A 20,712-nucleotide genomic window follows, 5' to 3' on the forward strand; every position below is an offset into this window, starting at 1 on the left:
GCCGCCTGAGCCGGCCCACAGGGTTCAGCAGCGCTGCGGGCATTGTAGGAGCCGGCTTGCCGGCGATGAGGCCAGGCCGGGCAGCGGAAATTTCAAGGAGTTTGAGCAATGACCACTCACACGACCAAATTCACTGTCGGCAAGACCACCTTCTTCCAGGGTGAAGACCACAGCCACCCACTGTTCCGCATCGAAGCCGGCATTCCATGCCAGGATGCCCGGGAGCAAGCGTCGGAGTTGATGGGGTATGTGCGGGAACTGACCATAATCGGCCTGATGGATGAGAAACCCATGATGATATGGGCTTCGCATTACCTCAGTGCCATGGCCAAGGCGCTGATGGATGATGCCGAGTTGGGTATGATGCATTAAGAGCAGGCATTGAAAAGCCGGCTTGTGGCCGGCGTTCATTATGTGCTGTAGCATCCACCAACCTCCGTTACCTCTTTTCGGCGCATTGGCGGTAGTATCTGTCCATTAGCGTTCGTTGAGATTCGGGTGAATCCAGCGATTTGGTGTGGGTCAAGGGGTGGGTGTGATGCGATGTCGAAATTGACAGCAGCAGGGGTCAAGAGGCTAGCGAAACTGGCAGTGCCCTTGACCCTCAGAAATATGTGCTAGTGGAGAATCAAGGGCGGGCTTCATTCACCTTGGCGCGAAAATTTCGCTAGTATTATGTTAGATAGGCATATTCAAAAAATCTTGAAGCACCTTGCAAATTTCTTTCGTCTTGTCGGGGTACTTTTCATTTAAATAGTAGTACAGGTGTTGGTGGGAAATCCCGAACTCCCTCTTTATTGCCTTGATAAACTTCTTGTCAAGTTTGTCTCCCCGCAGTTGCTCAGCTAGAGGAGCTGGCAAGGTGAAGATACCGTTTTGGTAGTCTTCAAAAATCTTTTTTTCGATGCTTAAAAATGGAATGCAGTATGTTTGGTTCTTTCTGCCGTTACGAGTGCCTTCATAATCCCCATCAAGGATAGCAAGGACATTATTCTCAGGGCCAAAAAAGCCTTCGCCTATATTTTTTTGTCGCAGCTGAGCCACGTTGTCCCCGCCGCCAACAGGAATAATTTGATAGGTGTAGAAGCTTGGGATTTTTTGGGTGGTGATCAGGAATTTGAAAAAACCTTCCAGCGCAGGATCTTCAGTGAGGATGTAGCGATCCCACCCAGAAAATCCAAACAATACAGATTTGACGTAATTGTATGAAACTGGCCTGGTTGTTATTGCATCTTCCTCGCAACTCATATAGTGAAGCTCGCCATCTTCCATGGTTCGCATTATTGCCATTGAGTGCGTGGTAAATACGATGCTTACGTTTTCTGCTTTGCAGAAATCCCTGAGCCATTTAATCAAGCGGCTTTGAGCAGCAGCGTCCAAGGATATGTCAATTTCGTCGATAACTATTAGTTTGGAGCTGCCTTTTATTTTTCTATAGAGTGATATTAAAAAAAATTCACCGGAGCTCAGGTGATCTTCTCTAACATATCTATCATCTTTTAAGGGCATTATGTAAAAAGATGACCTGCCTACCCTGACTTCCTTTAGTTCTGCGAATTTATTATTTCCATAAACGCCAGCCAGTAACTGTATGAGCTCTTCAGGAATATGATATTCCTCAAGCATTACAGCGGTTCTTATCTCGTTGTCGGCAGAGCTGATGCTTTGGAATGTATTGAATCTTTGTCCCCATGGTATGGGTAGTTCAACCTCAATCTGTTTCTTTAGTTCTTGAGGGAACACATCTTTGCTGTTTAGATCTTCAAGCTCGTGGTCGTACTCAAAGTTATACGTGGCCCCATTGCACATATAGCTTATTTTGCTTCCAGGCTTGATGGCGCCAGCCTGCGCCATTTTCGAGAATGTATCGGAAATTTTGAGGTTTCTGATCGATTTAATAAGAGTGGTTTTGCCTACACCATTTTTGCCAACAATGCAGGTTAAGCCGCTTTCGTTAATGTTGAGATCAACCCGAAGCTTGGATATGTGCTGGATATTGCTAACTTCGATAGATAGTTGCATCACGAAGCCACCGAAATATGTATTATTTTATCTACTGTTGCTGTCCCGTACTTTTTTCGCAACTTGTCTAGAAAGCTAGGGTCTACAGTGTTTATATAATTCAACTGTCCCGAGAATTTTTTTAGAGCTTTATCCAAGTCTGCTTCTTTGAAGAAAGATTGAAACATTTTCTTGTCTTTCAGAAGTAGATGCATTGCTGTTTCTGTTCGTTTCTTTAACTTGCCATCAACAGATACTTTGCCGTTTGGTAAGATTGCAATACCAAGAATTTTTATTTTTTCGCCTGGGCGAATTATTTTTGTCTTTTGCGGATTTAGTTTGATGAAGTTATTGAATTCTTCATTTAGAAGCTCAGTCACCTTGTAACTCAACGAGTTCATCCAGATATCGTTGGTGCCGGACACGATTATGTCGTCAGCATACCTGGTGTAGGTTAGTGAGTGCTCGTTGCACCAAGCTAATAACCGTTTGTCAAAACTGAGTAAGCACGCATTGCTTATCGCTGGCGAAGTTGGATAGCCTGGTGGGAGCGCGCCTTCAACTGTTACCAAGTCCAATATTCTTTCTATCCAAGTCTCGATGTCAGTGATGGGGCACTGGTCAATGGCGGATAAGATAGTTTTCTTTATGATTTCTTTGGTTATATTTCCAAAGAAATTTTCTATGTCAGACTGGAAAAAGAATTTGTTGTTAGCATGCTTTTCGACAGCATTAACAACGTTAACTCCTTTTCGATATGAGTAGACGACATCTTTTTCAACAGGGAGGCGATCAAATAGTACGCGACTAAGAAAGCTCAAGTAATTTTTTAGTGTTTTGCCAGGACTAAATACAGCTCTTCCTTCAAATTCTATCCTGGAGTACGCCTGGCTAACATTCAGGCTTGCAAACTCCGAGAAATCCAAACTTCCTCGAAATGTTGCAAAAAACAATTGGTCTAAAGGTCTTTTGTTCATCGCTCAATTGCTCAATTCGTCAGCTTAAATCAGCAACAGTTCGTTTCTGAAATTCGTGTCAAACGATTATGATAGTCGATTCCCAGTGGATTATCGACATGTTTGAAATTTCACGGGCAGGCGCTTTAAGCAGTTTTTGGCCGCATTAGCAATGCTGGGACTGCAACGTTAAATTAATCGTGGTGACCGCTTTGCCTTTTGCAGTGGCAAGGTATGATCGAGGTATAGAATCTGAAGTGTTTTACGTTTTACTGAGGGGCAAGCGGAAGGAGGAGGCGGGAGAAGCTACGGAGAATCTAATTTTTGCTCCTTACTATCTGTGCAGGCATATGCTGTTTTCAACATAAACCTACACAAACGTAAGACGGAGACTAGACACCTGTAGAGGCCAGCATTCCAAACCGACTGGAGATACTCCTAGTCACTGGCATGACCTGATCATAAGCGATGCCTTACGTACACGCAAGGCTGGAGGATACGAACTCAGCTGCTGACCCTCATGACCGTCGGGAGCCTTCCGCTCCTTGCAGGGGGCAGAAGAAAGCGCGAGCGGGACGGTTTGGGCGTGGCCCTTGGGCTGAAGCTAAGGCCCAGCACCCAACCTAGAAAAAATTAAACTCTCTTCCCAAAGCAGCAGTGTGGGTCTAGGTGTGGGTCCGATCCGAGGGAGAGGGCTGACCACCTATATTTTCGGGGGAGAAGAAATAAAAAGCCGGCTTGTGGCCGGCTTCTCGGGGACGCTTCCGGCTAATTTATGGTAAGCCGCAACCGCCTTAACTGTGTGGCCATCAAGGGCCTGAAAGAGATGGCGAACGTTCGTGTGAAACGTTGCCGAGCCCTCTGGACTGCGGCTTGCGCCGGTCGGGGCTGAATGTGGCGCGTAGCATACAAGGGCCTGCCCAGGATGCCCAGCAAAAAATGGCACAGGGTGTTTCATTCGGGGCGTTGCTGAGAAAAATGCGACCAGTGGAAAACCCAGCCGAGTATCTTCAAGTGCTGTGCCTGGCGCTGGGCAGGGGTGAAGCGTTCCACGGTGTAGTTGCGCCGGTCATGGCTGTGCAGGCACAGGGTGCCCTTGTGGCCGAGGCTGAGGCTGTTCACCCTGAGTGCGCCATTGTGCAGCAGGGCATAGGTTTCACCGTCCTTGACCCGGGTCTGGCTGACGTCAATGGCCAGTATCGCGTCGCGTGGCACCCACGGAGCCATGTTTTGGCTTGGCATGGCCAGGCAGACGACATTTTCTGTTGCCACGCCCAAGGCCTGCAGCGCTTCAACCGGGAGTTGCAGGTATTTGCCGTCGAGAGTTAACAGCTTGCCGTCGTGCACTTGCTGAAACGGCACCTGCAAGAGCCGGGTGGCCCGGGTCGATAGCGAGGTGGGCGAATTGTCCGAGGCGGGCGGCAGGGCGCAGGTGCGCAGGATCGAGCTGGGGTGTTTGGGGCCTTCGCCGCTGCGTAGCCAGCGGCGGTGTACGCAAAACAGGTCGGCCAGTTCGTCCAGGCGAGCCAGGGGAACGCCGCGTTTGAACCAGTTGTTGACGTGCTGGGGCGTCACACCGCGCTGGGCGGCGAAGTCGGAAGGGGTCAGGCCACACTCGTGGAGGAGGGCCTTGAGGCGGTCACCGGAGGTTTTCATGCAGCCGAGTGTAGCGGCGCGGTGCCAGTAGGGATATGAACCGGGTGTTGACGTGATGTGTACGAAAAACGCCTAACGGTAGGACGCTGGATTAGGACTGCGTAGGATTTTTTACCATTACGGGGCGCGCACAAAAAAGCCCCGCCGAAGCGGGGCTTGGTGCAACCGGTATCAGCCCTTGTAGGCAGCGACCGATTTGGTGATCGCGGCGCGGGCGGCGTCGGCGCCTTCCCAGCCTTCGATCTTGACCCACTTGCCCTTCTCGAGATCTTTGTAGTTCGCGAAGAAGTGTTCGATCTGCTGGATCAGCAGTGCTGGCAGGTCGGTGTATTCCTTCACGTCAACGTACAGCTGCGACAGCTTGTCGTGCGGAACAGCGATGACCTTGGCGTCGCCGCCGCCGTCGTCGGTCATGTTCAGAACGCCGACCGGGCGGGCGCGGATGACCGAACCTGGGGCGACCGGGTAAGGCGTAACCACCAGCACGTCCAGCGGATCACCGTCGTCGGCCAGGGTGTTCGGGATGAAGCCGTAGTTGGCCGGGTAGAACATCGGGGTAGCCATGAAGCGGTCGACGAACAGGGTATCGCTGTCCTTGTCGATTTCGTACTTGATCGGCGCGTGGTTGGCCGGGATCTCGATGGCGACGTAGATGTCGTTCGGCAGGTCTTTGCCAGCCGGAATCTTGCTGTAGCTCATTGGGCAGTGCCCCCGTGTTTGATCAAAAAAGTGGCGGCGATTATAGGCACATTCGGCCAGGCCATGCCACGCCCGACCTGATGCGCGGGCGCCTCAGGCGTGGCTTTCGCGGTAGTCCGGGTGCTCGGCCTGCAACCGCGTCAGGCGCGCCAGAGGGTCCTGGCGGTAGAACAGCGAGAGTTGCCGGTACACCTGTGGATAAGCCTGCTGCAAGAGGTCGGGGGCGCTGAAGAAGTACTCGCTGGTGACGGCAAAGAATTCTGCCGGGTTTTCGGCCGCATAAGGGTCGATGGCCGTTTGCGTTTCAGGGTCGGCGTCCAGCTGGCGGTTGAGGTCGTCATACGCCTGCTGCATGGCCGTGGCCCAGTCTTCAACCTGCATGTCGCTGTGCAGCGGTGGCAGGCCATTGGCATCGCCATTGAGCATGTCGAGCTTGTGCGCCAGCTCGTGGATCACCAGGTTGTAGGCTTCCCAGCCGCCGCTGGCCAGCACCCCGGCCCAGGCCATGATCACCGGGCCCTGCTGCCAGGCCTCACCGCTGTGTTCACCATCCCAGACATGCTCCACGCCACTGGCGTCGCGATGGCGCTGCGGGCTCTTGAAGTCGTCCGGGTAGAGGATGATCTCGTGAAAACCCTGATACCAGTTGAGTTCCCCCAGGTGCAACAGCGGTAGCTGGGCCTGGGCGGCGAGGAACAGGCGTTGCTGGTCATCCAGCTCGACGCCGGGCAGGGTGGTCAGGTGCTTGTCGAGCAGGAACAGGATGCAGGCCTCACGTAGCCGACGGTCTTCGTCGTCGCTGATGCCGTCGAGCATCGGCAGGCGTTCACGGACCACCTGCCATTGCTGTGGATCGACCGGGTAGCGCGCCAGCGTGCGCTTGCGCCGCCAGGCGCTGAAGGACCACATGGCGTTCGTCAGTGTGCCTTGGCGGTGCGGCCCAGGCGCCCGCGCAGCAGGCCCAGAACCATGGGTACCAGCGACAGGAAGATGATGCCGACCACCATCAGCGAAAGGTGCTGCTTGATGAACGGCACGTTGCCGAAGAAGTAGCCGAGGGTCACCAGGCCGCCGACCCACAACAGCGAGCCTGCAACGCTGAAGGCCAGGAAGCGTGAGTAATGCATGTGGGCGATGCCAGCGACGAACGGCGCGAAGGTGCGCAGGATCGGCAGGAAGCGCGCCAGGGTCACGGTTTTGCCACCATGGCGTTCATAGAATTCATGGGTGCGCTGCAGGTAGTCGCGACGGAAAATTTTCGAATCGGGTTTGTTGAACAGCCGTTCACCTGCCGTTCGCCCGATCACGTAATTGGTACTGTCACCCATGATTGCCGCGGCCATCAGCAGGCCGGCCAGCAGTACCGGGTCCATGCCGCCACCTGCGGCCACCGCGCCGGCGATGAACAGCAGTGAATCACCCGGCAGGAAGGGCATTACCACCAGGCCGGTCTCGCAGAAAATCACGGTGAACAGGATGGCGTAGATCCAGGGGCCGTAGTTGGTGACCAGCAGATCAAGGTAGGCATCGAGATGCAGGATGAGGTCCAGCGGGTTGAAATCCATGTACAGCACCTGTGTTCTTGACCCGCAGCTACGGGCGAGCGGACTTGCGGTAGGGTAAATTTTCAGACATGCCAGGAGCAGGCATTATACGGCCAAGTCGCGAGGATGCCCGGAGAGTTTGTAGCGGGGGGTTACTGAGGGTGCCGGTACCGGCCCGATCGCCGGCCAGCCGACGGTCGGGCCAGTACTGATCAGTCCTGGCTGATCGGCAAGATGTAGCTTTCGAACTCGGTATCCTTGCGAAAACCGATGGATTCATAGGTCCTCTGCGCCACCTCGTTGTTGGCGCTGGTCGAAACCCGCATGCGCACGGCCTGGGTGTCCTTGGCCATCTTCTTGGCTTCACGGATCAGGTGGTCAGCCACCAGCATGCGCCGTGAGTCTTCGGCCACATAGATGTCATTGAGAATCCACACCCGCTTGAGCGACAGCGACGAGAAGCTCGGGTAGAGCTGGCAGAAGCCCAGCAGTTTGGCGTCGTCATCGTCCGGCAGTGCCAGGTAGATGACCGACTCGTCGCGCTTGAGGCGCGTTTCCAGGAATTTGCGCGAGCTGTCCGGGTAGGGCAGTTGCCCATAGAACTCGCGGTATCGGACGAACAGCGGGGTGAGCAGGTCGAGGTGTTCCAGGGTTGCCTTGATGATGCGCATGTGCGGCCCTCAGAGTCCATTTGGGAAACAGCGGAATGCCAGCAGCTTTCAATCGCATGCTGCCCAATGCTGGCCAGAAGCGCAATCCGCCGTCCGTGACATGTTCTTTACCCTTCACCGAGTAGGAAATTGCCTTTTTGATTAGAGGTGTTTTCACTGTCGATGGTATGGACCTCCGCTTCGTCCTTGAGGTTCACGCCAGACAGCTGTCGGCGACAGGCCTCGCGCATCAGGTATAGCAGGCGATGCGCGGCCATGCCGTAGCTCAGGCCTTCCAGGCGCACGTTGGAGATGCAGTTGCGGTAAGCGTCGGTCAGGCCCACCTTTGGCGCGTAGGTGAAATACAAACCCAAACTGTCGGGTGAACTGAGCCCGGGGCGCTCGCCGATCAGCATCACGGTCATGCGCGCCCCCAGCAGTTGGCCCACTTCGTCGGCCACGGCTACCCGGCCTTGCTCCACCAGCACCACCGGTGCGCTGGTCCAGCCATCGGCGGCGGCCTGCTCCTCGAAACGGGCCAGCAAAGGCAAGGTGTGGCGATGCACGGCCAGGGCCGAAAGGCCGTCGGCCACCACGATGGCAAGGTCGCAGCCGCCAGGGTTGGTCTGGGCGTGCTGGCGCAATTGCTCCACCGAGTGCTCGTTCAGGCGCCGGCCCAGGTCGGGGCGTTGCAGGTACTGGTTGCGGTCGCTGGCGGCGCTGTGCAGTACCAGGCTGTCACGCCCGCGTTCCTTCAATTGTTCGCTCAGGGCCGCGTGGTCGAATGCCAGGTGCACGGCATCGCGGGCCTGGGCGTGGGCGAACTGGAAGTCCAGCTGGGCGCCGGTTGGCAGGCTGATGCCGCTACGGCCAAGGGCGATACGTGCCGGGGTCAGGCTGCGAAGGGCCTGCCAAGGGTTTTCGGGGGTGGGCGTCTGATGGGCCATGGTCACCTCTATGCCAGCTGCGCCAAGGCCTGGCGGAACGCCGGCGGCAGGTTGTCGCCAAAGCGCACCCGGCCATCGGCCTGGGTGAATATGCCGGTGCGCTGCAACCATGCCTCGAACTCAGGCCCGGGCTTGAGGCCCAGGGTCTGGCGCGCATACAGCGCGTCATGGAACGAGGTGGTTTGGTAGTTGAGCATGATGTCGTCGGAACCGGGGATGCCCATGATGAAGTTGATCCCGGCCACACCCAGCAGGGTCAGCAGGGTGTCCATGTCGTCCTGGTCGGCCTCGGCGTGGTTGGTGTAGCAGATGTCGCACCCCATCGGCACGCCCAGCAGCTTGCCGCAGAAGTGGTCCTCAAGGCCGGCACGGATGATCTGCTTGCCGTTGTACAGGTACTCGGGGCCGATGAAGCCGACCACGGTGTTGACCAGAAACGGTTTGAAATGGCGGGCAACTGCGTAGGCGCGGGTTTCGCAGGTTTGCTGGTCGACGCCGTGGTGAGCGTTGGCCGACAGGGCGCTGCCCTGGCCGGTTTCGAAATACATGAGGTTCTGCCCGAGCGTGCTGCGCTTGAGCGACAACCCGGCCTCGTAACCTTCCTGAAGCACGTTGAGGTTGATGCCAAAGCCGGCGTTGGCCGCCTCGGTGCCGGCAATCGACTGGAACACCAGGTCCAGCGGCACGCCGCGGTTGATTGCCTCGATCGAGGTGGTGACGTGGGTCAGCACGCAGGCCTGGGTGGGAATGTCATAGCGCTGGATGATGGCGTCGAGCATTTCCAGCATGGCGCAGATCGAGGCGATGCTGTCGGTGGCCGGGTTGATGCCGATCATGGCGTCGCCATTGCCGTACAACAGGCCATCGAGAATGCTGGCGGCAATCCCGGCCGGCTCGTCGGTAGGGTGGTTGGGCTGCAAGCGGGTCGACAGGCGCCCGCGCAAGCCCATGGTGCCGCGAAAACGGGTGACTACACGGATCTTCTGCGCCACCAGTACCAGGTCCTGTACGCGCATGACCTTCGATACGGCAGCGGCCATTTCCGGGGTCAGGCCAGGCGCCAGGGCGCGCAGGCTGTCCTCGTCGGCTTCGTCACTGAGCAGCCAGTCACGCAGGCCGCCGACGGTGAGGTGGCTGACCGGGGCGAAGGCCTGGGCGTCGTGAGTGTCGATGATCAGGCGGGTAACTTCGTCCTGCTCGTACGGGATGAGCGCTTCGCTGAGGAAGTGGCTGAGCGGGATATTGGCCAGTGCCATCTGCGCCGCCACCCGTTCACCATCGTTGGCGGCAGCAACGCCAGCCAGGTAATCCCCGGAACGTGCGGGGCTGGCTTTGGCCATCACGTCCTTGAGGCTGTCGAAGCGGTAGACCAGGTGGCCTACCGTGTGTACGAAACTTGCCATACAGAATCTCCAGAGTGCCGCGGGCGTGCCCGCGGCAGGTGTCGGCAATCAGTGCAGGGCCTCTTCGGCCTTCTGGATCGCGGCGAATTCCTCTTCCGGTGTACCCGCAACCAAGTGGTGGCGGCTGTAGAACGCAAAGTAGGCAATCAGTACTGCATAGATCACTGCAGCGCCAATCACCACCCGTGGGTCGACCAAAAAGCCTGCGACCACGGCGATGCATGCCAGCACCAGGGCTACGCCCGAGGTGAAGATGCCACCAGGGGTGCGATAGGGGCGTTCCATCTTGGGCCGGCGGATGCGCAGGGTGATGTGCGCGGCCATCATCAGTACATAAGACAGCGTCGCACCGAACACTGCAACCAGGATCAGCAGGTCGCCCTGGCCGGTCAGTGACAGGCCGAAACCGATGATGCCAGGGATGATCAGGGCCAGTACCGGGGCCTTGCTCTTGTTGGTTTCGGACAGCTTGCGCGGCAGGTAGCCGGCGCGGGAAAGGGCGAAGATCTGCCGCGAATAGGCATAGATGATCGAGAAGAAGCTGGCAATCAGACCGGCCAGGCCAACCAGGTTGACGAAGCCGCCCATCCAGGTGGAGCCGCCATACGCCTTGGAAAGTGCTTCTACCAGTGGGTTGCCGGAGGCTTTGAGCGCTTCGGAGCCCGCACCACCCGGGCCTACCACGAGGATCAGCAGGGCAAACGCCAGCAACACCAGCATTGCGCCAATCAGGCCACGTGGCAGGTCACGTTTCGGGTTCTTGGTTTCCTCGGCCGCCAGCGGCACGCCTTCTACCGCCAGGAAGAACCAGATCGCGTAGGGGATTGCCGCCCACACGCCAACATAACCGAACGGCAGGAAGCTGCTGGCGCCGACCGCATCGGTCTGGGCGATGTCGAACAGGTTCGCCGCATCAAAATGGGGCACCATGCCCACAAGGAAGACAGCCAGGGCGATGGCGGCGACGGCGGTGATGATGAACATCAGCTTCAGGGCTTCACCGACCCCGAAGATGTGGATGCCGATAAAGACGATGTAGAACGCCAGGTAGATCATCCAGCCGCCAATGCCGAACAGGGACTGGCAGTAGGCACCGATGAACACCGCGATGGCTGCCGGAGCGATGGCGTACTCGATGAGGATCGCCGTGCCTGTCAGAAAGCCGCCCCACGGCCCGAAGGCGCTGCGGGCAAAGCCATAGCCGCCCCCGGCGGTAGGGATCATCGAGGACAGTTCGGCCAGCGAAAAGCACATGCACAGGTACATGGTGGCCATCAGCAGGGTGGCAAGGAACATGCCGCCCCAGCCACCTTGGGCGAGGCCGAAGTTCCAGCCGGCATAGTCGCCGGAGATCACGTAGGCGACGCCCAGGCCCACCAGCAGGACCCAGCCGGCGGCGCCTTTTTTCAGTTCACGTTGCTGGAAATAGTCCGAACCGACCTTTTCGAAATCGACGGAAGCGCCTGCCGGTGCGCCGGAGGATTGATCGCTTGGCATAGTTTCACCTGTTCTTTTTCTTGGTGGCCGGAAGGGTTCCGGCCGATGGTGATGGGTACTGCAGGAAGCGAGCCATGCAAGCTACAAGCCGCAAGCTACAAGCCTGAAGAAAAAGCAGGTTGGCGTTCTATCCGCTTTTTCTTGCAGCTTGCAGCTTGCCGCTTACCGCTTAGAAGAAGCCCAGCGGGTTGATGTCGTAGCTCACCAGCAGGTTCTTGGTCTGCTGATAATGGTCGAGCATCATCTTGTGGGTTTCACGGCCCACGCCGGACTTTTTGTACCCGCCGAACGCGGCGTGCGCCGGGTACAGGTGGTAGCAGTTGGTCCATACGCGGCCAGCCTTGATGCCGCGGCCCATGCGGTAGGCGCGGTTGATGTCGCGGGTCCATACACCGGCGCCAAGGCCGAACTCGGTGTCGTTGGCGATGGCCAGTGCCTCGGCTTCGTCCTTGAAGGTGGTGACGCTGACCACCGGGCCGAAGATTTCTTCCTGGAACACGCGCATCTTGTTGTTGCCTTTGAGCAGCGTCGGTTGGATGTAGTAACCGGTCGCCAACGCGCCTTCCAGCTTCTCCACCTTGCCACCGGTCAGCAGTTCGGCGCCTTCATCCTGGGCGATCTGCAGGTACGACAGGATTTTTTCGAACTGCTGTTGCGAAGCCTGGGCGCCGACCATGGTGTCGGTGTCGAGCGGGTCGCCGCGCTTGATCTGCAGCACCTTCTTCATCACCACTTCCATGAACTGCGGGTAGATCGACTCTTGCACCAGCGCCCGCGACGGGCAGGTGCATACCTCGCCCTGGTTGAAGAACGCCAGCACCATGCCTTCGGCAGCCTTGTCGATGAAGCTCGGCTCGGCCTGCATGATGTCTTCGAAGTAGACGTTGGGTGATTTGCCGCCCAGCTCGACGGTAGACGGGATGATGTTCTCGGCGGCGCATTTCATGATGTGCGAGCCGACCGGGGTAGAGCCGGTGAAGGCGATCTTGGCGATGCGCTTGCTGGTGGCCAGTGCTTCGCCGGCCTCGCGGCCATAGCCCTGGACTACGTTGAGCACGCCGGGCGGCAGCAGGTCGCCGATCAGCTCTACCAGCACGGTGATGCCCAGCGGGGTTTGCTCGGCCGGTTTGAGCACCACGCAGTTGCCAGCGGCCAGGGCCGGGGCCAGTTTCCAGGCGGCCATCAGGATCGGGAAGTTCCACGGGATGATCTGCCCGACCACGCCCAGTGGCTCATGGATGTGATAGGCCACGGTATTTTCGTTGATCTCGGCGGCACCGCCCTCTTGGGCGCGTATGCAGCCGGCGAAGTAGCGGAAGTGATCGACCGCCAGCGGGATGTCGGCGTTGAGGGTTTCGCGGACCGGCTTGCCGTTGTCCCAGGTTTCGGCGATGGCCAGCACTTCCAGGTTCTGCTCGATGCGGTCGGCGATCTTCAGCAGCACGTTGGAGCGGTCCTGCACCGAGGTGCGGCCCCAGGCATCGGCGGCAGCGTGGGCGGCGTCGAGCGCCTTGTCGATGTCTTCGGCAGTGGAGCGGGGGAATTCAGCGATCAGCTTGCCATTCACCGGGGAGGTGTTGTCGAAATACTGCCCCTTGACCGGAGCTACGAATTCACCACCGATGTAGTTGCCGTAGCGGCTCTTGAAGGAAACCTTCGCGCCTTCGGTACCGGGATGTGCATAACGCATGGTGTGTCTCCTGGTTAATTGTGTTTGTTGAGGAGTTGGAAAGCGTAGAGCAAAGGTTGGGCCAGCGTGGGGAGGGCCATTGGAATCAAGGGTTTGCGCGGCTTCTGGATGAGCCTGTAGGGGTTGCTGTCCCAAGAGTGGCACGGCCTGGGTGACACTTTGTACCGTTTGCGACACGCTTGATTGCGGTGCATTGCAAAGCCCGGGCGGGTGGAGGATGCTGGCAGGACGCTCTATCTGCGGAGAACAAAAACCAATGCAGAGCCACCACCTCAGTCGGCATGCCCAGCAAGTGCATACCGTTGCCCACGGCGAAGCCGGCGGTGCCGGTAGCGACCCGTCGATTGCCCGATCCTGGCTGCGATGCCTGGAGGACTATCATCTTGATCCCGAGGTGCTTGCGGCGCCGGTCGTGCTGGAACACGGCCGCCTGCTCGAAAGCCGTGAGCGCCTGAACCAGGTGCTGAAAATCGCCGACAATGAAATGAACAGCCTGCACCAGCAGCTATCAGGTGCCGGGCACGCGGTACTGCTGACCGATGCGCGCGGTGTCATCCTCAATTGTGTCACCGCACCCAGCGAACGGCGCATTTTCGAGCGTGCAGGGTTGTGGTTGGGCGCTGACTGGAGCGAGGCGCGCGAAGGCACCAACGGCATCGGCACCTGCCTGGTCGAGCGCCAGGCGCTGACCATCCATCAGAACGAACACTTTCGCGGGCGGCACACCGGGCTGACCTGTTCGGCCAGCCCTGTTTTCGACCCGCATGGCGAGCTGCTGGCAGTGCTCGATGTGTCATCGGCGAGGCCGGATGTCTCGCGTCAGAGCCAGTTTCATACCATGGCGCTGGTCAACCTTTCGGCAAAGATGATCGAGAGCTGTTACTTCCTGCGCCACTTCGAGCAGCAATGGTTGCTGCGCTTCCATCTGCAGGCCGAGTCGGTGGGGTTGTTCAGCGAAGGGCTGCTGGCGTTCGACGCCGATGGCCGTGTCTGCGCGGCCAACCAGAGCGCCCTCAACCTGTTGGGCACCGTCCGTGGCGGGGTACTGGGCAAGCCGCTGGAAATGTTTTTTGCCTGTAACCATGATGAGCTCTTCAGCCGCGCCATGCCCAATGGCAGCACGGCCTGGCCGCTGTATACGCGTGATGGTCGCCAGGTATTTGCCAGCTTGCGCGGGCAGGCGAAGGCACCGGTGTGGGCGGTGCCGGCGGGTTTGCCCGAAGCCCGGCCAGAGGCTGCCCCCGGCATTTGTCTGATGGACCCGGCACTGCAGGGTGACTTCCGGCGTGCGCTGAGGGTGTTCGAGCGTGATGTGCCACTGCTGGTGTCGGGCGAGACCGGTTGTGGCAAGGAAGCCTTCGCCCAGGCAGTGCACCAGGCTAGCCAGCGGCGCGGCAAGCCGTTCGTGGCAGTCAACTGCGCATCGATTCCCGAAAGCCTGATAGAGAGCGAGTTGTTCGGTTACCGCGGCGGCAGTTTTACCGGGGCGCGCAAGGAAGGCATGCGCGGCAAGCTGCTGCAGGCCGATGGCGGCACATTGTTGCTCGACGAGATCGGTGACATGCCGCTGGCGCTGCAGACCCGTCTGCTACGGGTGCTGGAGGAACGTCAGGTGGTGCCGATCGGTGGTGAGCCGCAAGCGGTCGATGTGCGGATCGTCAGTGCTACCCACCGCGACCTGCTTGAGCGGGTGGAGCAGGGCACCTTCCGCGAGGACCTGTATTACCGGCTCAATGGCCTGGAAGTGACGATGCCGGCGGTGCGTGAGCGCAGTGACAAGGCTCAGTTGCTGGATTTCCTGTTGCGACAGGAAGCGCAAGGCCAGGCCATCGAAATCGAGCCAAGCGCCCGCCAGGCGCTGCTGGATTTTGCCTGGCCGGGCAATGTGCGCCAGATGCGCAACGTGCTGCGTACGTTGGTGGCATTGTGTGAGGATTGTCATGTCGCGTTTGCGGATCTGCCCGCAATCGTGCGCAACACTTCCAGCCCTGTAGGAGCGGCCTTGTGTCGCGAAAGGGCTGCGAAGCGGCCCCCGCAAACTGGGCAGCGCTATCGAAATCCTGGGGCCGCTCGGCGGCCCTTTCGCGACACAAGGCCGCTCCTACAGGCGGAGGGCCAGGCCCTGTTATCCGTACTGGAGGCAAACCGCTGGCACCTGACCCGTGTCGCCGAGCACTTGGGTATCAGCCGCAATACCTTGTATCGCAAACTGCGCAAACACGGCATCGCCAGGGGCGTCTGAGCGAAACAGCGAGTGCGATTTCCCGCGCCCTGGGCTACCCTGCCTCGAAGTTTTGCGAGGTCGACCATGCATATTCATATTCTCGGTATTTGCGGCACTTTCATGGGTTCGCTGGCGGTGCTGGCCAAAGAACTCGGCCACCGTGTGACCGGTTCGGACGCCAACGTCTACCCACCGATGAGCACCCAGCTCCAGGCCCAGGGCATCGAGCTGACCCAAGGCTATGACCCGGCCCAGCTGGACCCGGCACCGGACCTGGTGGTCATCGGCAACGCCATGTCGCGGGGCAACCCGGCGGTGGAGCATGTGCTCAACAAAGGCCTGCCTTATGTATCCGGCCCCCAGTGGCTGGCCGACCATGTGCTGCAGGGGCGTTGGGTGCTGGCCGTGGCCGGTACCCACGGCAAGACCACCACCAGCAGCATGCTGGCCTGGGTCCTGGAGCATGCCGGCATGAGCCCCGGCTTCCTGATCGGTGGCGTGCCGCAGAACTTCTCGGTGTCGGCACGCTTGGGCGATACGCCGTTCTTCGTGGTGGAGGCCGACGAATACGACAGCGCGTTCTTCGACAAACGTTCGAAGTTCGTGCACTACCGTCCGCGCACTGCGATTCTCAATAACCTTGAGTTCGACCACGCGGACATCTTCCCGGATCTCGCTGCCATCGAGCGCCAGTTCCATCACTTGGTGCGCACCATTCCGAGCGAAGGTCTGGTAATTCACCCGACCACCGAACAGGCGCTGGAGCGGGTAATCGGCATGGGTTGCTGGACGCCAGTGCAGACCACCGGCGAGGGTGGCCAATGGCAGGCGCGCTTGCTCAGTGCCGACGGCTCGCGCTTCGAAGTGCTGTTCGAGGGGCAAGCGCAAGGCGTTGTGGACTGGGCCCTGACCGGCCAGCACAACGTTGCCAACGCGCTGGCAACATTGGCCGCTGCCCGTCACGTGGGGGTGGTGCCTGCCATGGGCATTGCAGGCCTGAGCGCGTTCAAGAGCGTCAAGCGGCGCATGGAAAAGGTCGCAGAAGTTCAAGGCGTGACCATCTATGACGACTTCGCTCACCATCCGACGGCTATCGCCACCACCCTCGACGGCCTGCGCAAGCGGGTGGGCGAGGCACCGGTGATCGCCATCATCGAGCCTCGTTCCAACTCTATGAAGCTGGGCGCGCACCGTGACGGCCTGCCGGAAAGCGTCAACGATGCCGACCAGGTAGTCTGGTATGCGCCAGCCAACCTGGGCTGGGACCTGGCGGCGACTGCGGCGCAGTGCAAGGTGCCGAGCGTGGTCGCCGACAGCCTCGAAGCGATCATCGAGCGGGTCAAGGGCCAGGCGCGGCCGGGCACACACGTGGTGATCATGAGCAACGGCGGCTTTGGCGGCCTGCATGGCAAGCTGGCCGAGGCCCTGAAGTGAGCGGGCCGGAACGCATCACCCTGGCCATGACCGGCGCCTCCGGCGCGCAGTATGGGTTACGCCTGCTCGATTGCCTGGTGCGCGAAGACCGTGAGGTGCATTTTCTCATCTCCAAGGCCGCGCAATTGGTGATGTCCACCGAGACCGACGTGCTGCTGCCGCCCAAGCCCCAGGCCATGCAGGCCTTTCTGACCGAGTACACCGGTGCTGCCGATGGGCAGATCCGCGTGTATGGCAAGGAGGACTGGATGTCGCCGGTGGCCTCGGGCTCCGGCGCACCGGCGGCCATGGTGGTGGTGCCGTGCTCCACCGGCACCTTGTCGGCCATCGCCACCGGGGCCTGCAACAACCTGATCGAACGTGCCGCCGACGTGACCCTCAAGGAGCGTCGCCAGCTGATCCTGGTGCCGCGCGAGGCGCCATTCTCGACCATCCATCTGGAGAACATGCTCAAGCTCTCGCAGATGGGGGCGGTGATCTTGCCGGCGGCGCCCGGCTTCTATCACCAGCCGCAGACCATCGATGACCTGGTCGACTTCGTCGTGGCGCGCATTCTCAACCTGCTGAACATCCCGCAGGACATGTTGCCGCGCTGGGGGGAGCATCATCTTGGGGCGGATGATTGAAACGCACGTTGCCTGCAATGCTGGCCGTCCTGTTGCTCAACGGCTGTGCCACGGTGCGCACGCTTGATGCCAACAAGCCGGGCGCGCCGGTGGTGTATGCCGGCACCCGGCTGGACTTGTACGTGATCAATGGCGGGTGCTGCCCCAAGGATCATTTCGGGGCTCAGGCGCCGGCGTATCCGCGGCTGGACCTGCCTGGGAGCATGTTGCTCGATACCCTGCTGCTGCCATTATCGTTGCTGACGGCTGCCGGGATCGGCTTCCAGGCCACTGGCGGTCTGTAACGGCCCTGTCGCCGGCTTGCCGGCGACAGGGCCGTTCAGGCGGGCGCTATTTCTTGCCTAATCTACGCAGCTCATCCGACTCGACAACCCGAATCCCGTCCTCTTCCTCCAGCGCCAGGCGCCATAGCGCCCGCGCCAATGTGCAGGCTTCGATGCCCCGATACTTGCCCGGCATCAACCGTGCAAACGGGGAAGCCAGCCGTTCGCCCAAGCGCGGCGCAATGCGCTCACCCAGCAGCAGCGAAGGCCTGACAATCGTCAGTTGCGGCCAATCCTGCGCCTTGAGCGCCTCTTCCATTTCGCCCTTGACCCGGTTGTAGAAGATCGACGACTTGGGATCGGCGCCGATGGCGCTGACCACCAGCAGGTGGCGCGCACCCATCTCCCGTGCACGCTTGCTGAAGGCCACCACCATGTCCAGGTCGACGGCGCGGAACGCCTGCTCGGAGCCGGCCTGCTTCAAGGTAGTGCCCAGGCAGCAGTAAGCGATGTCCACGCGCCCGGCCAGTTGCGGTAGGAACACCGCAGGGTCACCGACCGGGTTTTCCAGGTGTGGGTGTTCGGCCAGGGGGCGGCGGGTGGGTGCCAGAACGCGGCTGATGGTGGGCTCGTTGAGCAGGCGGTCAAGCAGGTGTTCACCCGTCAGGCCCGTGGCTCCGGCAAGCAGGACATGCTGAGGCGTCAAGTACATGATGTCTCTCCTGTGTTACACACAAGTCTAGTGCGGGGCTGGCCTTTTTTCCTGCCCCTGCGAAGTCGCTTGTGCGGCATTGCGTAAGGCTTTCTCAGCTTGCTGCTGGCGCAAGCGTTGCCAATGTGCCAGTACGGTTGGTGGTGCCCAGATCTGTGGCTCGGAGGCTTCGAAACCTTCCCTCTTCTCCCGTTCGGCAACACTGCTGCGCGCCAGTTCGAACGCTTGTTCGAGGTCGTCGGTCTGGTTCAGCGCTTGGGCAAACAGAGCCTCGCCGAAATAGGTGAAATCGGCCTCTTCCGAGCAGCCGAATGACACCCTGTCCGCCCGTGCGGCAGTCATGATGATCGTCCGCTCATCTTTGAGCGGGGCGATGTAGCCCCCTGAATAGCAGGCGGAGATGACGATCACCTTGTCGCGCTCTTTGAGCGGCGCCAAGGCGCTGGCCAGTTCGTCGGCGGACAGGTCGGCAAGCTGCAGGCGTGGTTGGTCGAATACCAACTGGTGGTCTGGGCTGCCATGGCTGGTCAGGTAGATGAACACCAGGTCTTGCGGGCCGGTGCGCTCGGCCAAGGTGCGGGCGGCGCGGGTAAGGTTCTCGCGGGTTGCCATGGGCCGTGTGGACATCTGGTCGCGGTGGTTGACCAGCGTGATCTGGCCGTGGGCACCGAAGCGCACCTTCAAAAGATTGCTGACGTAGTCGGCCTCGCGCAGAAATACACTCTGCTGGCCGTCACCGGCGACCACCAGGCTATACAGCTCAATGGGCGGCGTGGAGCGCGGTACGCGCGCCAGCACCTCATCCAGTAGCTTGCCCTGATTGAGCAGGGCCAGTTCCAGCGGGTCGGGGAGCAGTTTGCCGTTGTGGTCGCGAACGCGCACACCATTGACCCAGTAACCGCTTTGCACCTTGCCACTGGCCAGGGTCAGTTTACCCTGGCCCTGGTAGGCGTCGTTTTCGAAGCCGCCGACGTAGTGGCTGCCATCGGGCAGTTGCAGGCTGCCCTGGCCGGCCAGGCGCCAGTCGACGAAGCTGCCCTTGTAGTGGCTGCCATCGCTGCCCAGCATTTCCCCCTCGCCAAGCAGCGAGCCGTCCTTGAACTCGCCGATCCAGACATCACCTTCGGCGTTTTCATAGCGGCCACGACCTTCCAGGCGGTTGTCCTTGAACTCGCCGATATATTGCTCGCCATCGACGCTGTCGTAGGTGCCGCTGCCCTGCAACAGACCGTCGACGAAGCGGCCGCTGAACTGATTGCCGCTGGCATCGCTGCGTACGCCGGCACCATTGGGCTTGCCGCTGGCAAACAAGCCCTGGTAACGGCTGCCGTCCGCCAGTTCGAGCTCACCCGCGCCATGGTACTGATCGTCCTTGAACTGGCCGCGGTAGGTCTGGTCTGCCTGCTTGAGCGTACCTTCGCCGTCGCGACGGCCGTGGCTGAAGGTGCCTGCATAGTGGCTGCCGGGGGTGGTCAGGTCGCCCACGCCCTGGAACAGGCCGGCGGCGAACTGGCCGCGATAGACCTCGCCATTGCTGCCATGCCACTCGCCCTGACCATGCCATTGGCCATCCTTGAAGCCGCCGGCGTACCAGCTGCCGTTGGGATAGTCGATGCGCCCTTCGCCTTGCAGCAAGCCGTCAACCACCTGGCCCCTGTAACGACCGCCATCGGGCAGGCGCGCATCCGGTGGCAACAGCGATTCGCCATCGCCACAGGCAGCGAGCATCAGGGTCAGGGTGAGAGGCAACAGAGCACGCATGGCCGAATCCGGGCAAAAGTTATGCCGAGTATGCCGCACAATGGGGCGGATGAGACAGCCATGGCAGGGGCCGCGTGGCGACCCCAAAAAACGATCAGACGAAGCAGAGCGAAAGCGGCTCGGCGATATAGGCCGGCTTCTCTTCGCCTTCGATCTCCAGTGTCGCGGTAGCCTTGAGCAACCACTGCCCAGGTTTCTTCTCGGTCACCTCACCCAGGTCCACCTTCAGGCGCACCTTGCTGCCGACTTTCACCGGCTGAATGAAACGCACACTGTCGAGCCCGTAATTGACCACCATCTTCAGGCCTTCAGGCAGCACCAGTATGTCTTCCATCAGCTTTGGAATCAGCGACAAGGTCAGGAAGCCATGGGCAATGGTGCAGCCAAAGGGTGTCTTGGCCGCTTTGTCAGGGTCGACATGGATGAATTGAAAATCGCCCGTGGCCTCAGCGAACAGGTTGATGCGTTGCTGGTCGATCTTCAGCCAGTCGGAACGTCCCAGTTCCTTTCCAACGTACTGCGAAAGCTCGGTAACCGGTACATAGGGCATCGCGACTCTCCAGGTTGTCATTTGGTACGAGTGTGCAAGATCAGCACGGCGAACAATTACAGTCAAGTTGCCAGCATCAGGGCGAATATCCGCCCATAG

19 protein-coding genes are annotated in these 20,712 nt (G+C 59.7%); 5 read left to right on the top strand and 14 right to left on the bottom strand.

Translation table 11 applies throughout. The features are described from left to right. Positions 1-108: 108 nt before the first annotated feature. On the top strand, positions 109-372 hold the full coding sequence (locus tag EGJ09_RS06890; protein ID WP_046785111.1) for a DUF3077 domain-containing protein: 264 nt from the start codon (positions 109-111) through the stop codon (positions 370-372). Between the two features lie 306 nt (positions 373-678). Here EGJ09_RS06890 and EGJ09_RS06895 read toward each other — a convergent pair whose 3' ends face one another. The 11 genes from EGJ09_RS06895 to EGJ09_RS06945 all read right to left on the bottom strand — a co-directional run bounded on the left by EGJ09_RS06895 (position 679) and on the right by EGJ09_RS06945 (position 13,043). Further along, a complete protein-coding gene (locus EGJ09_RS06895) occupies positions 679-2,022 on the bottom strand; it encodes an ATP-dependent endonuclease (protein ID WP_125923501.1) in 1,344 nt (447 codons plus the stop codon). Then, the gene (locus EGJ09_RS06900; RefSeq protein ID WP_125923502.1) at positions 2,022-2,978 is read right to left on the bottom strand and encodes a reverse transcriptase domain-containing protein; all 957 of its coding nucleotides are present in this window, start codon (positions 2,976-2,978) and stop codon (positions 2,022-2,024) included. Before EGJ09_RS06900 ends, EGJ09_RS06895 begins: the two co-directional genes overlap by 1 nt. A gap of 933 nt (positions 2,979-3,911) precedes the next feature. After that, on the bottom strand, positions 3,912-4,613 hold the full coding sequence (locus EGJ09_RS06905; RefSeq protein ID WP_125923503.1) for an XRE family transcriptional regulator: 702 nt from the start codon (positions 4,611-4,613) through the stop codon (positions 3,912-3,914). A 171-nt stretch (positions 4,614-4,784) separates the two neighbouring features. After that, positions 4,785-5,312 (bottom strand): inorganic diphosphatase, encoded by a 528-nt coding sequence (gene ppa / locus EGJ09_RS06910; RefSeq protein ID WP_003255365.1) that lies wholly within the window; start codon positions 5,310-5,312, stop codon positions 4,785-4,787. Positions 5,313-5,405: 93 nt separating this feature from the next. Then, on the bottom strand, positions 5,406-6,221 hold the full coding sequence (locus EGJ09_RS06915; RefSeq protein ID WP_125923504.1) for a zinc-dependent peptidase: 816 nt from the start codon (positions 6,219-6,221) through the stop codon (positions 5,406-5,408). Between the two features lie 8 nt (positions 6,222-6,229). After that, positions 6,230-6,877: a DedA family protein gene (locus EGJ09_RS06920; RefSeq protein WP_125923505.1), complete on the bottom strand. Its 648-nt coding sequence runs from the start codon at positions 6,875-6,877 to the stop codon at positions 6,230-6,232. 191 nt (positions 6,878-7,068) lie between these two features. Beyond that, on the bottom strand, positions 7,069-7,527 hold the full coding sequence (locus EGJ09_RS06925; RefSeq protein ID WP_012312531.1) for an N-acetyltransferase: 459 nt from the start codon (positions 7,525-7,527) through the stop codon (positions 7,069-7,071). A 107-nt stretch (positions 7,528-7,634) separates the two neighbouring features. Further along, positions 7,635-8,453 carry an ethanolamine ammonia-lyase subunit EutC gene (gene eutC / locus EGJ09_RS06930; protein ID WP_125923506.1) on the bottom strand — a complete coding sequence of 273 codons (819 nt, stop codon included), beginning with the start codon at positions 8,451-8,453 and terminating at the stop codon, positions 7,635-7,637. Between the two features lie 8 nt (positions 8,454-8,461). Continuing rightward, entirely contained in the window at positions 8,462-9,856 is a 1,395-nt protein-coding gene (locus EGJ09_RS06935) for an ethanolamine ammonia-lyase subunit EutB (RefSeq protein WP_125923507.1), read from the bottom strand. 48 nt (positions 9,857-9,904) lie between these two features. Further along, entirely contained in the window at positions 9,905-11,353 is a 1,449-nt protein-coding gene (gene eat, locus EGJ09_RS06940) for an ethanolamine permease (RefSeq protein ID WP_039604782.1), read from the bottom strand. A 169-nt stretch (positions 11,354-11,522) separates the two neighbouring features. After that, positions 11,523-13,043: an aldehyde dehydrogenase family protein gene (locus tag EGJ09_RS06945; protein ID WP_046785116.1), complete on the bottom strand. Its 1,521-nt coding sequence runs from the start codon at positions 13,041-13,043 to the stop codon at positions 11,523-11,525. A gap of 256 nt (positions 13,044-13,299) precedes the next feature. On the opposite strand from EGJ09_RS06945, the gene EGJ09_RS06950 reads away from it, so the two are divergent. The 4 genes from EGJ09_RS06950 to EGJ09_RS06965 all read left to right on the top strand — a co-directional run bounded on the left by EGJ09_RS06950 (position 13,300) and on the right by EGJ09_RS06965 (position 17,611). Next, positions 13,300-15,285 carry a sigma-54-dependent Fis family transcriptional regulator gene (locus EGJ09_RS06950; protein ID WP_125923508.1) on the top strand — a complete coding sequence of 662 codons (1,986 nt, stop codon included), beginning with the start codon at positions 13,300-13,302 and terminating at the stop codon, positions 15,283-15,285. Between the two features lie 66 nt (positions 15,286-15,351). Beyond that, positions 15,352-16,701: a UDP-N-acetylmuramate:L-alanyl-gamma-D-glutamyl-meso-diaminopimelate ligase gene (mpl, locus tag EGJ09_RS06955; protein ID WP_125923509.1), complete on the top strand. Its 1,350-nt coding sequence runs from the start codon at positions 15,352-15,354 to the stop codon at positions 16,699-16,701. After that, positions 16,698-17,327 (top strand): flavin prenyltransferase UbiX, encoded by a 630-nt coding sequence (ubiX, locus tag EGJ09_RS06960; RefSeq protein WP_039603651.1) that lies wholly within the window; start codon positions 16,698-16,700, stop codon positions 17,325-17,327. The genes mpl and ubiX overlap by 4 nt, the downstream gene beginning before the upstream one ends. A 17-nt stretch (positions 17,328-17,344) precedes the next feature. Then, positions 17,345-17,611, top strand: a complete 267-nt coding sequence (locus EGJ09_RS06965) for a YceK/YidQ family lipoprotein (protein WP_371316849.1) — start codon at positions 17,345-17,347, stop codon at positions 17,609-17,611. A gap of 46 nt (positions 17,612-17,657) precedes the next feature. Here the strand turns inward: EGJ09_RS06965 and EGJ09_RS06970 are convergent, their stop codons facing one another. The 3 genes from EGJ09_RS06970 to EGJ09_RS06980 form a co-directional block, all read right to left on the bottom strand. Continuing rightward, complete coding sequence (locus EGJ09_RS06970) at positions 17,658-18,302, bottom strand: oxidoreductase (RefSeq protein ID WP_012312540.1); 645 nt, start codon at positions 18,300-18,302, stop codon at positions 17,658-17,660. Between the two features lie 27 nt (positions 18,303-18,329). After that, a complete protein-coding gene (locus tag EGJ09_RS06975; RefSeq protein ID WP_125923510.1) occupies positions 18,330-20,063 on the bottom strand; it encodes a C13 family peptidase in 1,734 nt (577 codons plus the stop codon). Positions 20,064-20,157: 94 nt separating this feature from the next. Then, positions 20,158-20,613: a MaoC family dehydratase gene (locus tag EGJ09_RS06980; RefSeq protein ID WP_046785122.1), complete on the bottom strand. Its 456-nt coding sequence runs from the start codon at positions 20,611-20,613 to the stop codon at positions 20,158-20,160. Positions 20,614-20,712: the final 99 nt, after the last annotated feature.

This window comes from Pseudomonas sp. p106 (genome assembly GCF_003936645.1).
Classification (GTDB): Bacteria; Pseudomonadota; Gammaproteobacteria; order Pseudomonadales; family Pseudomonadaceae; genus Aquipseudomonas; species Aquipseudomonas putida_E.

Excerpts from the sequence above, each read along its gene's own strand:
- EGJ09_RS06890 (WP_046785111.1), top strand. The coding sequence starts at position 109 with ATGACCACTCACACGACCAAATTCACTGTCGGCAAGACCACCTTCTTC.
- EGJ09_RS06895 (WP_125923501.1), bottom strand. The coding sequence starts at position 2,022 with ATGCAACTATCTATCGAAGTTAGCAATATCCAGCACATATCCAAGCTT.
- EGJ09_RS06900 (WP_125923502.1), bottom strand. The coding sequence starts at position 2,978 with ATGAACAAAAGACCTTTAGACCAATTGTTTTTTGCAACATTTCGAGGA.
- EGJ09_RS06905 (WP_125923503.1), bottom strand. The coding sequence starts at position 4,613 with ATGAAAACCTCCGGTGACCGCCTCAAGGCCCTCCTCCACGAGTGTGGC.
- ppa (WP_003255365.1), bottom strand. The coding sequence starts at position 5,312 with ATGAGCTACAGCAAGATTCCGGCTGGCAAAGACCTGCCGAACGACATC.
- EGJ09_RS06915 (WP_125923504.1), bottom strand. The coding sequence starts at position 6,221 with ATGTGGTCCTTCAGCGCCTGGCGGCGCAAGCGCACGCTGGCGCGCTAC.
- EGJ09_RS06920 (WP_125923505.1), bottom strand. The coding sequence starts at position 6,877 with ATGGATTTCAACCCGCTGGACCTCATCCTGCATCTCGATGCCTACCTT.
- EGJ09_RS06925 (WP_012312531.1), bottom strand. The coding sequence starts at position 7,527 with ATGCGCATCATCAAGGCAACCCTGGAACACCTCGACCTGCTCACCCCG.
- eutC (WP_125923506.1), bottom strand. The coding sequence starts at position 8,453 with ATGGCCCATCAGACGCCCACCCCCGAAAACCCTTGGCAGGCCCTTCGC.
- EGJ09_RS06935 (WP_125923507.1), bottom strand. The coding sequence starts at position 9,856 with ATGGCAAGTTTCGTACACACGGTAGGCCACCTGGTCTACCGCTTCGAC.
- eat (WP_039604782.1), bottom strand. The coding sequence starts at position 11,353 with ATGCCAAGCGATCAATCCTCCGGCGCACCGGCAGGCGCTTCCGTCGAT.
- EGJ09_RS06945 (WP_046785116.1), bottom strand. The coding sequence starts at position 13,043 with ATGCGTTATGCACATCCCGGTACCGAAGGCGCGAAGGTTTCCTTCAAG.
- EGJ09_RS06950 (WP_125923508.1), top strand. The coding sequence starts at position 13,300 with ATGCAGAGCCACCACCTCAGTCGGCATGCCCAGCAAGTGCATACCGTT.
- mpl (WP_125923509.1), top strand. The coding sequence starts at position 15,352 with ATGCATATTCATATTCTCGGTATTTGCGGCACTTTCATGGGTTCGCTG.
- EGJ09_RS06965 (WP_371316849.1), top strand. The coding sequence starts at position 17,345 with ATGCTGGCCGTCCTGTTGCTCAACGGCTGTGCCACGGTGCGCACGCTT.
- EGJ09_RS06970 (WP_012312540.1), bottom strand. The coding sequence starts at position 18,302 with ATGTACTTGACGCCTCAGCATGTCCTGCTTGCCGGAGCCACGGGCCTG.
- EGJ09_RS06975 (WP_125923510.1), bottom strand. The coding sequence starts at position 20,063 with ATGCGTGCTCTGTTGCCTCTCACCCTGACCCTGATGCTCGCTGCCTGT.
- EGJ09_RS06980 (WP_046785122.1), bottom strand. The coding sequence starts at position 20,613 with ATGCCCTATGTACCGGTTACCGAGCTTTCGCAGTACGTTGGAAAGGAA.